Annotated in this window: 9 protein-coding genes; 2 read left to right on the top strand and 7 right to left on the bottom strand. The window is 53.3% G+C overall.

The features are described 5' to 3' along the window. Positions 1-77: 77 nt before the first annotated feature. Together pbpC and yfhM are read right to left on the bottom strand one after the other, a co-directional pair. Positions 78-2,390 (bottom strand): peptidoglycan glycosyltransferase PbpC, encoded by a 2,313-nt coding sequence (gene pbpC / locus ACJHWK_RS12875; RefSeq protein WP_001521053.1) that lies wholly within the window; start codon positions 2,388-2,390, stop codon positions 78-80. Then, positions 2,391-7,349: an alpha2-macroglobulin gene (gene yfhM, locus ACJHWK_RS12870; protein WP_410234849.1), complete on the bottom strand. Its 4,959-nt coding sequence runs from the start codon at positions 7,347-7,349 to the stop codon at positions 2,391-2,393. 206 nt (positions 7,350-7,555) lie between these two features. On the opposite strand from yfhM, the gene sseA reads away from it, so the two are divergent. After that, positions 7,556-8,401, top strand: a complete 846-nt coding sequence (gene sseA / locus ACJHWK_RS12865; RefSeq protein WP_001521056.1) for a 3-mercaptopyruvate sulfurtransferase — start codon at positions 7,556-7,558, stop codon at positions 8,399-8,401. A 602-nt stretch (positions 8,402-9,003) separates the two neighbouring features. Next, positions 9,004-9,129, top strand: a complete 126-nt coding sequence (gene timP / locus ACJHWK_RS12860; protein WP_004974226.1) for a small toxic inner membrane protein TimP — start codon at positions 9,004-9,006, stop codon at positions 9,127-9,129. Between the two features lie 31 nt (positions 9,130-9,160). On the opposite strand, the gene sseB is transcribed toward timP, so the two are convergent. From sseB to hscA, 5 genes are all read right to left on the bottom strand, one after another. Next, a complete protein-coding gene (sseB, locus tag ACJHWK_RS12855) occupies positions 9,161-9,937 on the bottom strand; it encodes an enhanced serine sensitivity protein SseB (RefSeq protein ID WP_001521057.1) in 777 nt (258 codons plus the stop codon). A 118-nt stretch (positions 9,938-10,055) separates the two neighbouring features. Then, entirely contained in the window at positions 10,056-11,339 is a 1,284-nt protein-coding gene (pepB, locus tag ACJHWK_RS12850; protein ID WP_001521059.1) for an aminopeptidase PepB, read from the bottom strand. Between the two features lie 58 nt (positions 11,340-11,397). Beyond that, the gene (gene iscX, locus ACJHWK_RS12845) at positions 11,398-11,598 is read right to left on the bottom strand and encodes a Fe-S cluster assembly protein IscX (protein WP_000523616.1); all 201 of its coding nucleotides are present in this window, start codon (positions 11,596-11,598) and stop codon (positions 11,398-11,400) included. A gap of 11 nt (positions 11,599-11,609) precedes the next feature. After that, the gene (gene fdx, locus ACJHWK_RS12840; protein WP_001124471.1) at positions 11,610-11,945 is read right to left on the bottom strand and encodes an ISC system 2Fe-2S type ferredoxin; all 336 of its coding nucleotides are present in this window, start codon (positions 11,943-11,945) and stop codon (positions 11,610-11,612) included. A gap of 1 nt (position 11,946) precedes the next feature. Further along, on the bottom strand, positions 11,947-13,797 hold the full coding sequence (gene hscA / locus ACJHWK_RS12835) for a Fe-S protein assembly chaperone HscA (RefSeq protein ID WP_001196617.1): 1,851 nt from the start codon (positions 13,795-13,797) through the stop codon (positions 11,947-11,949). Position 13,798: the final 1 nt, after the last annotated feature.

Genomic DNA, 13,798 nt, shown 5'->3' with positions numbered 1-13,798 from the left:
AGGGCCGTTGACTATTGATGAAGGTAACATTTTTTTAAAATAAACCTAGTTTAAGCAACAATCAGGGACAAAACAGACTATTGCATGACAAATTTCACTGTCGCGATTTGCCCCACGTCATCCATCACCAGCAATTGATAATCGCCTTTATCCGTCAAATGCAGGGTCACGTTGCGCCCGCGTTCAGTTAACGGTTCGCCGTTTAGAAACCACCAGCGTTCACCTGCCCCTCCACTTGATTGCAACGGCAAAGTCGCTTCCGCTGCGCCCGGTAAACGTTTAATAATCGCGCCATCGCGAACACCTGTCAGCTGTAGTGGGAGTTGTGCATCGTGACCGTATGGCGGGCAAATTGTCGAGGCCGGTGGTAAGCGCACAGCGCGGTGTTCTGATGCGGGCAACCAGGGTTCCAGCGGTAGCGGCCAGACATTTATCATTTCTTGTCGCGCCTGAGGGCAATCAGCGGCAACACGTTTGCCGTTTTCATCCAGCCAGATGGGGAAACGAATGCCATTAATGCCTTCCTGCTCCGGCAGTAATAGAGTTGGCGGCTGACTCCCGTCCAGCAGCCAGGTTGCCAGGCGGAGGCGGCAGTTACCGTCACCTTCCGGCAAAGACTGTCCGCCCGGCCAGCAGATAACGCCACGACTTACAGAGTCAGGACGTGGGTCTTCCGGCAGATTCGCACTGCGCGACAGTAAGATATTATTAACCTGATTCAACAATGGTACGGCGCTGGCAAAGCCAAACTGACCAACAACGGGCGTGCCGTCCGGTCTGCCAGTCCAGATCCCAATAACATAGCGAGCGTTAACCCCAATCGCCCAGGCATCACGATAGCCATAGCTGGTGCCCGTTTTCCATGCCAGTGGGGCGACGCGCGGCAAGGCACCATCCGGCAAGGGTTGCGCTTCATCAGCCATAATCCGGCGAATGATCCACGCCGCCCCCGACGACATTAAAGGCCGTTCAAGCAGCGGATCGTCAGGCTGTAAGCGCAATTTGCCTGCCTTGCCGTGGCGAGCAAACGCGGTATAGGCCGCCGCCATATCCCCCAGTTTTGCACCAGCGCCGCCGAGAATGAGCGAAAGATTCGGTGCAGCACCGTTGGGCAAATATAACGGCAATCCAACATTGCGTAACTTTGCCGCAAACCGTTTCGGCCCATAGGCTTCCAGCACCTGCACAGCAGGTAAATTCAGCGAGCGCACCAGCGCCTCGCTCATGCTGATCGGGCCATGAAAACCGCTGTCAAAGTTGCCAGGTCGGTAATCACCGGTACGCCGGGGAACGTCTTGCAGCAGTGATGCCGGGTGGATCAAGCCTTCATCCAGCGCCAGACCATAAACAAACGGTTTGAGCACCGATCCTGGCGATCGGATCGCATTGACCATATCAACATGACCAAAGCGTGAATCATCGTTGAGATCAACCGAACCCACCCAGCCGCGAACACGCATATCGGTATGATCAACCACGATCATCGCCAGTGAGCTGCGCGGTGGTAATCGTCCTTTCCAGTTTTGCGCCAGTTCTTCCAGACGTCGTTGAAGACCGGCATCCAGCGTAGTAACGATTTTGTCGCTTTTGCTTTTACCGAGCATCATGCGCGAAAACAGCGGTGCCAGTTGCGGCATTTGTCGGGGTGCCAGCCAGATGGGTTCTTCCCTTGACTCTTTTACCTGCTCACGGGACCACACACCTTGCACGGCCATCCGTTCGAGCACTTTATTACGCGCGGCTTCGGCACGCTCCGGCCAACGATCCGGGCGAAGACGGCTGGGAGTTTGCGGCAAAACCGCCAGCATTGCCGCCTCGGAATAGCTTAAATTCGCAGGCGATTTTCCGAGATAAGCCCAACTTGCCGCACCGATCCCCTGCAACGTACCGCCAAACGGAGCGCGGTTAAGATACAAGGTCAGAATTTCACGCTTAGACAGATGCCACTCCAGTTGCAACGCGCGCCAGAGCTGGCGAATTTTGCCGCCAAATGTTTTGGGGTGAGGATCAAGCAGACGAGCAACCTGCATAGTGAGCGTGCTGCCACCGGAAATAACTCTTCCCGAAGTGAGATCTTGCCATGCTGCGCGCGCCACCGAGAATGGATTCACCCCCGGATGCTTCCAGAACCAGCGATCTTCATAATTGATCAGCGCTTCAAGGTAACGTGGAGAAACATCTTCGATTGTTACCGGATAACGCCAGATGCCTTCCGCATCGGCAAAGCGCCAGAGCGGCGTCCCATCCTGCGCCACAACCACTCGTGCGGGATTGACTTCATGCAGCGGTAGAGGCCAGAGTTTATCTGCTCCCCACGCTGCAAGAAAAAGGAGAAATGGCGCAGCTGCCAGCGTTATCCAGCAGCCGCGTTTGGTTAACAAGCGAGGCATTTACGGTCTGACAATCAGCAAATCTTCAGCCGCGCCGGTCGCCCGCCATTGGGGAACATACATTGATTCCACCATCGGTTGCGGTACCTGATACGTTCCCGGCGTCACCGCCCGCGCCAGATACACCAGCGTTACCGGTTGGTATTCATCAACGGCAACCGCCGCCACAAAGCGATCGTCACGGAACTCAATGTGCTTAATGCTCGCCTGCTGCATCTGGTTCAGTAAGTTTTGCACTTCGCCACCACTTTGCTCCAGGCTGGCGCTACCGTTCGCCAGATTCTGATTTTCCAGTTCCAGACCCGCAGGCAGCAGATCCACGACTAACGCATCCGGCACGCTGTTACTGGCTTTAACCTGCAACCAGACCAGCACCAGATCGCCGCTACGTAACGAGTCCAGCGATTTGCTCTTACCATCAGTACCAAGAATATGACGCTCGATTTGCAGCACATTGTTCGCCGGTAAAGGTGCGGATTGCGGATAACCGCTGGCATCCACACGCAGCCATAACGGCTGATCGCCACTGTTGGTCACCTGCAAGGCGGCAAGTTGATCGCTATTCAGATTGCTGTTTTGCGCTTTCTCGCCTGTCAGCGGCTCAGTTGAGAAAGAGGTTTGCGCCTGCCATTTACCCGGTAAATCCTGGATCGTACGGGCAGCCATGAACAACGCGTTGCTTTCCTGCGTCGATAGCCAGCGTTCACCAAACGCCTGCTGCGAAAGCGTGTTCAGCAAAGTGTTTTGCTCATCGGGTAGCAGTTTATTTTCTTCCAGCAAGGAGAGCATTAACGCGTTGTCGCGCAGTGGGCTACCGTAATCACCCAGCCATTTCCGCTCATCATTACGCGGCGTTTTCAGCGCCAGCGCAATCGCTTCTTCACTACGCGTCGCATCCCCCATGGTTTTCAGCGCAACGCCAAGTTGCAGCAGCGGTAATCCAGACGCAGCATCTGCACGATGCTCCCAGATTTCACGCAGCGCACCCAGTGGTGCTTTTTGCTGACGGGCCAGCACCAGCGCAGCGTAAGACTGTACGGCGAATTTACTGGCTTTGAGATTATCCGCGTACGGGATCGACATCATGCCCGGATCTTGTAAATAGCGCAGCAGACGCTCATTTCCCCGGTTAATGACGTCTGTCGGCACGCTGTAACCCTGCTCACCTGCGCGGACCAGGAAATCCATCACGTAAGCCGTCAGCCAGTACTCTTCGTCACCGTTTTTATCCCACAGCGCAAAGCCGCCGTTATCACGTTGCATTTGCAGCAAACGGGAAATGCCGATATCGACCGATGCACGGCGCTTCTCATCACTGTCGCCTTTGATGCCCAACGCCTGCAGTTGGGCTGCGTTGGTATAAAGTGACGGGAACAGGCCGCTGGCGGTTTGCTCAAGACAGCCGTACGGATACGCTTTTAACTCTTTGATATAACGTGCGATGTTCAGCGGTGGTTTGCCGCTCAACAACAATTGCCCTTCCAGTGTAACAGGCGAGAAGTTTTGCAATCCATCCGCCGGAATCGCCCATGTCTCACCAGGCTGCAACGCCGTACCGTAATTAACCGTTTGTGCCGGGAACGCCGGACGGACGCCGATTTTCCACTGCTTATGCTGATCGGCAACGGTTTCACCCGGTAACGCTAACCCGCTAATGGTGGCCTGAATTTCTCCATCGCCATAACCCGGCAATGCTCGCACCGGGATAAACAGCGTAGTACGCACACCTGGCGCTAATTCAACGGCTGCGGGTGAAACGCTGACCAGTTCAAGCAAACCACTGGCGGTCAGGGCAACGTTCAGTTTTTGCGGTTTATCGGTAAGATTAGTGATATCCAGCGTCAGACGCGAGGTATCGCCACTCGCCATAAAGCGCGGCATGTTCAGTTCAGCAATCACCGGTGCGGCAACTATCACTTTGCTTTCGTTGCTACCGAAGTCATCTGCCGTCCAGGCTTGCGCCATGACGCGTAGTTCACCGTTAAAATCGCCAATCGGCAGTGTAACCGAGCCTTCGCCCTGTTCGTTGAGCGTTACCGGCAGCGCCTGCTGCGCGACAATATTGACGTGATTGACCGGCGGTTTACCACCACGTTTCAGCTCATCACCATCGCCACCAAAACGCAGAGCTGCCAGACGCCCCTGACCTTCAATGACCTGACCGTAAATATCGTAAATGTCTGCATCATAGCGTTTCTGACCAAAGAACGCCTGCCACGGATCGGGGGTAACGTAATCAGTAATATTCAGCACACCGCTATCAACGGCAGACACCAGCACATTCACCTGTTTTGGCATCTCACCATTTTTATTGCTGGCTTTAATTTTCACGGTTAATGGCTGATTGGGGCGCATTTTGGTGGGGGTTTCCAGCGCCAGATCGAGACGACGGTTTTCATCGCCAAGCGGCAGATGCAACACCCCAACTGCGCGTTTTGGCGTCGCAGAGCGAGATTTATCGCCAGGACGTACCACCAGCGTACTTAAATACAAATCATGACGATTCCAGGTTTTATCGACCGGAATCGTCAGATCCAGCCCTTGAGCCGGAACATCAATCTCTTGCCACCACAGCGGCCCTTCACTGGACTCGACCATCGCATAACCTTTACCCGCCGTTGGCGCAGCAATATGCAACTTAATGGTATCGCCAGGGCGATAACTGGCTTTATCCAGTTTCAGCGTGACACGGTCGGGTCGCACGGCACCGCTCCCGTCGCTGTTGTCCTGCCAGCTATAGCCAGCCCAGAAACGCACACTACTGACCGCTTCATTCGGCGCTTTGACTTCCAGACGATAAGCGCCCCACTCTACCGGGAAACTGACCTTGCCGGTTTCGTCCGCTTTCAGATCCAGAGTTTGTTCATTTTCAATCAGATCTTTTTGATCAAACTGTGACTGCCAGCCTTCATCTTCTGACCAGTTCCAGTAGTAATCGCGGCGTTCGCGAATCAGGCGCACCTGCAAGCCCGACACGGCTTTTTTTACGCCTTGCGCATCGCTATAAACGATGTCAAAAGCGGCGTTACTGCCTTCATCAACAATGGGCTGTTTCACCGTGCTGTCAGTGCGATAATCGTAAACCGATTTCGAGGCGAACTGCGGACGGATCCCCGGCAATGCATCGGCAGGCCAGATAACCTGCTCAGCGCGGCGCGTCACCGGGCGACCGCCCGATTCCAACAAACTACCCTGGAAAATAACCTGTAATGGGGAATGCGTTTCCTTCCACTGGCTTTCTGTAGAAACTTCGCCACGCCCTTTATCATCCAGCGTCAACTGAACTTCATCCAGCGTGCGGGAAAGATTTTCGGCAGCTATATCGCCGAATTCGAAACCAGGTAAGGCTGACACAGCTTCACGCAGTGGGCGCAGGAAAAGTTGCCCTTGCAAAGTATTACCATTAGCAGGCGCACCATACAGGTAGTACCCCACCACGGAGAATCTCACTTCATCTTTCGGCGTTAGCGGGGTTTTCTCACCAGTCAGATTCAGCGCCATGCGCTCTGGCATAAAATCTTCGACGTGGAAATCCCACATCCGGTACTGGTTATCGCCCGTGTTAGCGCGAATATGCCACATACCGGTTGCCGCATTGCTATCGAGTGGCCAGGTAAAGTGGTAGAGGCCATTCTCCGGTTGACTAACGACGCTCCTGAGTACCTGCCCGTCGGGTTTAATCACGTCTAACTTGATGGGTTGATCGGGCAATGCTTTTCCATCTGCATCACGCAATAAACCATTGAGGATGACTGTTTCACCAGGGCGATAAAGATCGCGCGGGCCAAACATGAAAAACTGTTTGCTATAGCCTGGCGCGCCAGCAATGTTAAATTCTGCTAAGTCCAGCGCCGGAAGTTTTAAATCGAGTAGCGTTGTCTGACCGTCTTTACGCGCCAGCAGTAATGCCGCGTTTTTATCATTTTCCAGCTGCACATGCCCCTGAGCATCACTGGTTGCCTGAGTCAGAGTCTGCCCTTTCTCATTTAATAAAGAGACTTCTATTCCTTGCTGGGCCGCGCCGTTTTCCAGACTTTGGGTAAAGATATCCAGACGATTGTGATAACGGTGAGCTGAAACGCCGATATCACTTAACGTAAACAGCGTCGCGGGATTACTGTAATCGTAACGTCCAGCCTGATTCATCACAGCCAGATACACGCCTGCCTGCTGAAGCGGTTTGATATCACCCAGCGGCAGCAATAATTTTTCACGGGTGTTACGCGCAGGATTGAGATCAAACCGTCCGGTATAAACCAGATCCGCCATCTGCAGCAGTTTTTCAGACTGCCAGTTCGCCAGCGAATTGCGGTATTCCCATTGGCTAATGAATGCAGGCAGAGATTCGGGCTTCACACGGAAGAAGTTAACATCAACATTGTTAACGTTGAGCGCCATTACCGGCAGCCCTTCAATAACTTTACCAGGTAACAACGAACCACGGCTGGCAAAACCAACGCTGGGTTGGATATCGCGGGTAGTTATAGTTTTTTCGTAATCTTTACTGAAGGTTGCGTTGTTGAGTGCTTTGACCTCCTTGCCAATAGTGACGATCAAATCACGTTTCGGTTCGAGGTGGCGTAAACGCAACTCTTTAAGATTATCTGACAGCTCCCAGGCACCATCCACTTTGCCGCTTTTCTTATCGACGACATGGATAACGCGTGAGAAATCCTGATCCGGGTCGAGAGGAATGGAGAACGTCAGCACCAGCGTGGCTGCGCCATCAAGTTGAACTTCAGAGAGATCCAGCAATGTCAGCGCCTTACCGGCACTCTGTTGGGCCAGTTTTTGTCGCTCCGGCGCGGAAAGTTTTGCTGAACTCACGTTTTCTGAAGAGGCCGCTTTAGTAACTTCAGAAGGCGCATCTTTTTTCACCGCTGTTGGCGCGTTATCGTTGTTGTCGCACCCTGCCAGCGCCAGCATTAGCATGCAGGCGGCTACGCGTAACTTTTTCATTTTTCATCCCTGCCACAATGGCCCGTTAGCAACGTCGAATAATTATTATGCGTGAGAATTTACGTTATGTAATTCAGTATCACGCCCATACAATCCGAATTTTAGTGAGAATTGTGGCTCAGACAGCCAAATCAGCCTCTTTTGCTTGTCGCTTTTCACTAAACATCCGACAATTTAGCCTAACCCCGGCAAAAATGGAGATGCCTATGTCCACGACATGGTTTGTAGGAGCCGACTGGCTCGCCGAACATATTGATGACCCGGAAATTCAGATTATCGATGCCCGCATGGCGTCGCCTGGACAGGAAGATCGTAACGTTGCTCAGGAGTATCTGAATGGACATATTCCCGGCGCAGTGTTTTTTGATATCGAAGCGCTTTCTGATCACACTTCCCCGCTTCCGCACATGCTGCCGCGCCCGGAAACGTTCGCCGTGGCGATGCGTGAATTAGGCGTTAACCAGGATAAGCACCTGATTGTCTATGACGAAGGTAATCTTTTCTCAGCCCCACGAGCATGGTGGATGCTGCGCACCTTTGGTGTAGAGAAAGTGTCGATTCTGGGTGGTGGACTTGCAGGCTGGCAGCGTGATGATCTGCTATTTGAAGAAGGCGCAGTAGAGCTGCCGGAAGGAGAGTTTAACGCCGCGTTTAATCCTGAAGCCGTGGTGAAAGTAACCGATGTGTTATTGGCAAGCCATGAAAATACGGCGCAAATTATCGATGCCCGCCCGGCTGCACGTTTTAACGCAGAAGTTGATGAACCTCGCCCAGGTTTACGTCGCGGACATATTCCCGGCGCGTTTAACGTTCCGTGGACAGAACTGGTGCGCGAAGGCGAACTAAAAACGACCGATGAACTGGATGCGATATTTTTTGGTCGCGGCGTCAGCTATGACAAACCGATTATCGTCAGCTGCGGCTCTGGTGTAACGGCAGCCGTGGTTTTGTTGGCACTCGCGACGCTGGATGTGCCAAACGTGAAACTGTACGACGGCGCATGGAGTGAATGGGGCGCACGAGCAGATTTACCGGTTGAGCCCGTAAAATAAGCTTTTTACAGGCAATAAAAAACCGCCGAATTTGGCGGTTTTTTATTGCTGGTCTGGTTCGCGGCCTTTCCAGCAGATTGTATTACTGCAAGTGTATCTCGTCTACTCAATACTCGCTTTATGCATCAACGATGTCAAGTAGATAAAAAAGGATAGATTTTGAATTCATTTAGCTTATCAGTCCGAATTCAGACAAATATAAACAAATCCCGCTTAATATTAAAATATACTAACTGATAAAAGATATTAGTTAAACGTGTAACTTCACTTTCTTTAAACAACAAAAAACCGCCAAAATCAGGCGGTTATTTGTTGCTGGTTTGGTTCGCGGCCTTTCCAGCAGATTGTATTACCGTAGTAATGCAAGCGCGTCTCAGCGGACACAATACTCGCCAGTAACTCTCTCTTTGTCAAGTAAAAGAGAGTTATTATTGTTCTGTTAGTGTATTATCCACTGCGGACCTTTCCGCCGTCTCGCAAGCGGGCGCTGGCTCAAGGAAAGGATGTTCCGCGACCGTTAGGGCAAGCGCGTCTCAGCGCTTGCTATCGCGGCAATATCGCCAGTGGTGCTGTCGTGATGCGGTCTTCGCATGGACCGCACAATGAAGATACGGTGCTTTTGTATCGTACTTATTGTTTCTGGTGCGCTGTTAACCGAGGTAAATAATAACCGGAGTCTCTCCGGCAACAATTTATTGGTTGTTAACAACCTTCAGAACAGCAGGTAAGCCCGAATGCCGCCCTTTGGGGCGGCATATTTTAGATTATCCGGTTCTGTTTAAAGTCACGCAAAAAACCACCCCAGCGACGTTCATAGAATGGCACAATATGTTCGGTAATAAAGTGGCTAATTCCTTTTTCCCCTTTTTTCACCTGACAAATATCGATGGGTTCATCGCCAGGTAATGTATCGGTCGCTACACTTCCCGCCGCCTGAATAATTTCTTCGATATCACCATCGGCTTCAATGCCAATAAGTAAATTAGGCTGTGCCTCTTCGTTCTCTTTAATTGAACAAATAAAAGCACGCTTCACCGGCTTAATAGTTTTAAATAAGGTGGTGAGAGAATCAATCATTTGTGCTGGTGGCTCTGCGACTTCCGATAATATCAGCGATTCACCGCCCTCCAGTACTTCCTGGCTGCTCAGCGGATTTCCTTCTTCACCAATCAACAAACTGATTTCACGCGGCATAAATTCTTTACCGGTTGGCAGTTTGGCATTAAGGAAGAGCGTTTCGCCAAGGGTCATCTCAAACAATGTGCGAACGGGCATTACGACAAATGCCTGTTCGTCTTCAACCGCCTGTTGAAGTGCTTCTAACGAGGTGAAAAAAGGAATGACGCTGGTGCCGTCTTCTTTTTCCCAGTGCTGTAAATCAAGCGCGCTATCTTCAACCACAGCCTCGCCCTGCGCCGCCGTACCAGGCACCCAGACGGTGGATTCCAGTAGCGTACGGAAAAAGGCCGGGCGGTGCGCCGGTTCGGTTGCTGCTTTTTCCAGCAGATCTTCAAGTTCGTTTTTTGTTTCGGACATAAGAACCACAATTCATTCAACGTTCGGGGCACAAGTGCCTGATGCGCTACGCTTATCAGGCCTACAAGGGAATCTCAATCTATTGGATTTTCGCAATTTTGTAGGCCAAATAAGACGTTTACGCCGTTAACAGATTAGCAATCGTGCGCACACCTAGCCCGGTCGCGCCCGCAGACCACTGTTCAACCGGCGATTTACGGTAAGTCGCCGAGCAGTCGATATGCAGCCAGCCTTGCTGATAGTTCTCAACAAAGTGCGACAGGAAGCCCGCCGCCGTGCTCGCGCCTGCCGGATACGCCGCGCTTCCGGTATTGTTCAGTTCCGCAAAGTTAGACGGCAGCTGGCTGCGGTGGAACTCCGCCAGCGGCAGACGCCAGAACGGTTCATTCTCCTGCGCGGCACTCGCCAGCAAGCGACCGGCAAGCGCATCGTCAAAACTGAACAGCGCGTGATAATCATTACCCAGCGCAGTTTTCGCCGCCCCGGTGAGGGTCGCCGCATCAATGATCAGTTCCGGTTTCTGCGCACTGGCATCAATCAGGCCATCGGCCAGCACCAAACGCCCTTCGGCATCAGTGTTCATCACTTCAACTTTTTTACCGTTGCGATAGGTAATAATATCGCCCAGTTTGAACGCGTTGCCGCTGATCAGGTTATCCGCACAGCAGAGGAACAGCTTCACGCGCTTGTTCAGTCCGCGCGTAATGGCAAATGCCAGCGCCCCGGTAACCGTTGCCGCGCCGCCCATGTCCGACTTCATCGAGTCCATAAACGCAGTCTGTTTGATGCTGTAGCCGCCGGAGTCAAAAGTGATACCTTTACCTACCAGGCACGCGTACACTGGCGCTTCTTTATCGCCTGTTGGGTTGTAATCCAGCGCCAGCAATACCGGGGAACGTTCTGAACCGCGCCCGACCGTGTGCAGCCCCATATAACCTTGATCACGCAGATCTTCACCTTTGGTGATCCGATAAGTCACACGATCGCCCGCGACGTTGCTGATCAGATCAACAGCACGCTGTGCCAGTTGCGATGGTCCCAATTCTTCTGCCGGTGCGTTGATGGTGTCACGCACCCAGTCGATGATCATCAGGCGGTTATCCAGTTCCTGCCGCTGGGCATCGTCCAGATCCGGCCACTCCACTTTACGCGTGCCTTTCGGGGCTTTGTAACCTTGCCAGAATGTCCAGCAGCGATCCGCATCCCAGCCTTCACCGCTTAACTGAACATGTTTGATGCCCAGACCGTCAATCTTGCGCGCCGCACGCTGGATCAGCCCCAGATCGTCTGCCCCGTTCAAATGCAGGGTAATGCCATCATTATTAATGCTGTAAGTCGCTTTTTCTCCCCAGCGCGCGTCGGCAGGTTGGGTAGAGAGGGTAATTTTCATCTCTTCTGTCATTTTAGTTATCCTTATTCGTTTAACAGCAAAACGGGCTACCCCCAGGCAGCCCGTTCATTTATTCGGCTTCGTCCAGCCAGACTAACAAAATCGCTTCGAGGATTTTCTCGTTGGATGCCTGCGGGTCGTCGTCGAAATCTTCCAGATCGCAAATCCACTGATGCATATCGGTGAATCGAACCGTTTTCGGATCAAGATCGGGATACGCATCGTACAGTGCTTCGCCAATTTCGCGGCTATCGGTCCACTTAAGTCCCATACTAACCTCTGTTAATGCTCACGCGCATGGTTGATAGTGTAACGCGGGATTTCGACCACTAAATCTTCGTCGGTAACGCGCGCCTGGCAGCTTAAACGGCTTTCCGGCTCCAGTCCCCAGGCTTTGTCCAGCATGTCGTCTTCCTGCTCTGAGCTTTCCGGCAGCGAGTCAAAACCTTCGCGAACGATGCAGTGGCAGGTGGTGCAAGCACAGGATTTTTCACAGGCGTGTTCAATCTCGATACCGTTACGCAGCGCAACGTCGAGAATGGTTTCACCACTATTCGCTTCCAGAACAGCGCCATCAGGGCAGAGATCCTGATGAGGCAAAATAACAATCTTTGGCATATTAAACCTCGTCCACGGAATGGCCTTTCAGCGCACGACGAACCGACTGGTCCATGCGGCGAGCGGCGAAATCCTGGGTTTGTTTGTCTACGTTTTTAATCGCTTGTTCGATAGCGTCAACATCATCGCCCTGCGCCACTTCACTCAGGTGAGCGGCAGCATCGTCAATGACCTGACGCTCTGCGGTGCTTAACAGCGCGGCATCAGCAGCCAGCGCGCCGTGCAGACTTTCCAGCACACGCGCCGCTTCTACTTTTTGTTCTGCCAACATACGGGCTTTTACGTCCTGCTCGGCATAGCTCATTGAGTCTTTGATCATCGAAGCGATTTCGCTATCGGTCAGACCGTAAGACGGTTTGACCTGAATAGACGCCTCAACGCCGGTGGATTTCTCCATCGCCGTCACGCTCAAAAGACCGTCGGCATCGACCTGGAACGTTACGCGAATATGCGCGCCGCCAGCCGGTAGCGCCGGGATACCACGCAGTGCAAAACGCGCCAGCGAGCGGCAGTCCTGCACCAGTTCACGTTCACCCTGCATCACATGGATAGACATTGCCGTCTGACCATCTTTAAAGGTGGTGAAATCCTGGGCGCGGGCCACCGGAATCGTGGTATTACGCGGGATCACTTTCTCCACCAGGCCGCCCATGGTCTCGAGGCCCAGCGACAGCGGGATCACATCCAGCAACAGCATTTCGCTGTCCGGCTTGTTACCCACCAGAATATCCGCCTGAATCGCCGCGCCAATAGCGACGACTTTATCCGGGTCGATAGAAGTCAGCGGTGGACGACCGAAAAATTCGCCCACCCGTTCACGCACCAGCGGCACGCGGGTAGAACCGCCAACCATCACCACTTCCAGCACTTCATCAGCTTCTACACCCGCGTCTTTCAGCGCGCGACGACAAGCCAGTAAGGTTCGTTTTACCAGTGGCGCGATCAGTTCATTGAATTGTTCACGGCTGATTTCGCCCTGCCAGCCCGCAACGTTAACGGTCACGGAGTCCGCATCGCTCAGCGCGATTTTGGCTGCAATGGCGGCATCCAGCAGTTCACGCTGAACGCGGTTATCGCTACGATCAGGAATGCCCGCCTGCTCGCGAATATAATCCGCCAGCAGATGGTCGAAATCATCGCCGCCGAGCGCGGAATCACCGCCGGTCGCCAGCACTTCAAACACGCCGCGACTTAAGCGCAGAATGGAAATATCAAACGTCCCGCCGCCGAGGTCATAAACGGCGATCACGCCTTCCTGACCGGAATCCAGCCCGTAGGCGATAGCCGCAGCGGTCGGTTCGTTAAGTAAGCGCAGGACGTGAAGGCCCGCCAGACGCGCCGCGTCTTTGGTGCCCTGACGCTGGGCATCGTCAAAGTACGCCGGAACGGTGATAACGACACCATCCAGCTCGCCTGCCAGGGCTTCAGTTGCCCGCGCCGCCAGTGCTTTGAGGATGTCCGCAGAAACGCGCACCGGGTTCAGCAGCCCCGCCGCCGTTTCAATCATCGGCAGGCCGTTTTCGCTGGCCTGGAATTGATAAGGCAGATGCGGATAGCGTTGCTGGATATCAGCCAGCGAGCGCCCCATCAGGCGTTTAACAGAACTAATGGTGTTGGCGGTGTCAAGCGCTGCGTTAGTACGCGCGTCATAACCCACCGAATGCCCTTGCTGTTGATAGTGAACAACAGACGGCAGCAGGTGACGGCCTTCATGGTCGGCTAACGTTTCGGCCTGACCGCTGCGCACTGTCGCCACCAGCGAGTTGGTTGTGCCCAGGTCGATACCGGCCGCCAGACGACGCTGATGCGGCGCAGCACTCAAACCAGGTTCACTAATTTGTAATAAGGCCATG

It is taken from the genome of Escherichia sp. WS547 (assembly GCF_046486065.1).
GTDB lineage: Bacteria > Pseudomonadota > Gammaproteobacteria > Enterobacterales > Enterobacteriaceae > Escherichia > Escherichia coli.
This window is presented reverse-complemented; position numbering and strand designations above follow the sequence as displayed.

Bases quoted from the DNA above. Each gene is read 5' to 3' on its own strand.
- pbpC (WP_001521053.1), bottom strand. From the start codon at position 2,390: ATGCCTCGCTTGTTAACCAAACGCGGCTGCTGGATAACGCTGGCAGCT.
- yfhM (WP_410234849.1), bottom strand. From the start codon at position 7,349: ATGAAAAAGTTACGCGTAGCCGCCTGCATGCTAATGCTGGCGCTGGCA.
- sseA (WP_001521056.1), top strand. From the start codon at position 7,556: ATGTCCACGACATGGTTTGTAGGAGCCGACTGGCTCGCCGAACATATT.
- timP (WP_004974226.1), top strand. From the start codon at position 9,004: ATGAAGATACGGTGCTTTTGTATCGTACTTATTGTTTCTGGTGCGCTG.
- sseB (WP_001521057.1), bottom strand. From the start codon at position 9,937: ATGTCCGAAACAAAAAACGAACTTGAAGATCTGCTGGAAAAAGCAGCA.
- pepB (WP_001521059.1), bottom strand. From the start codon at position 11,339: ATGACAGAAGAGATGAAAATTACCCTCTCTACCCAACCTGCCGACGCG.
- iscX (WP_000523616.1), bottom strand. From the start codon at position 11,598: ATGGGACTTAAGTGGACCGATAGCCGCGAAATTGGCGAAGCACTGTAC.
- fdx (WP_001124471.1), bottom strand. From the start codon at position 11,945: ATGCCAAAGATTGTTATTTTGCCTCATCAGGATCTCTGCCCTGATGGC.
- hscA (WP_001196617.1), bottom strand. From the start codon at position 13,797: ATGGCCTTATTACAAATTAGTGAACCTGGTTTGAGTGCTGCGCCGCAT.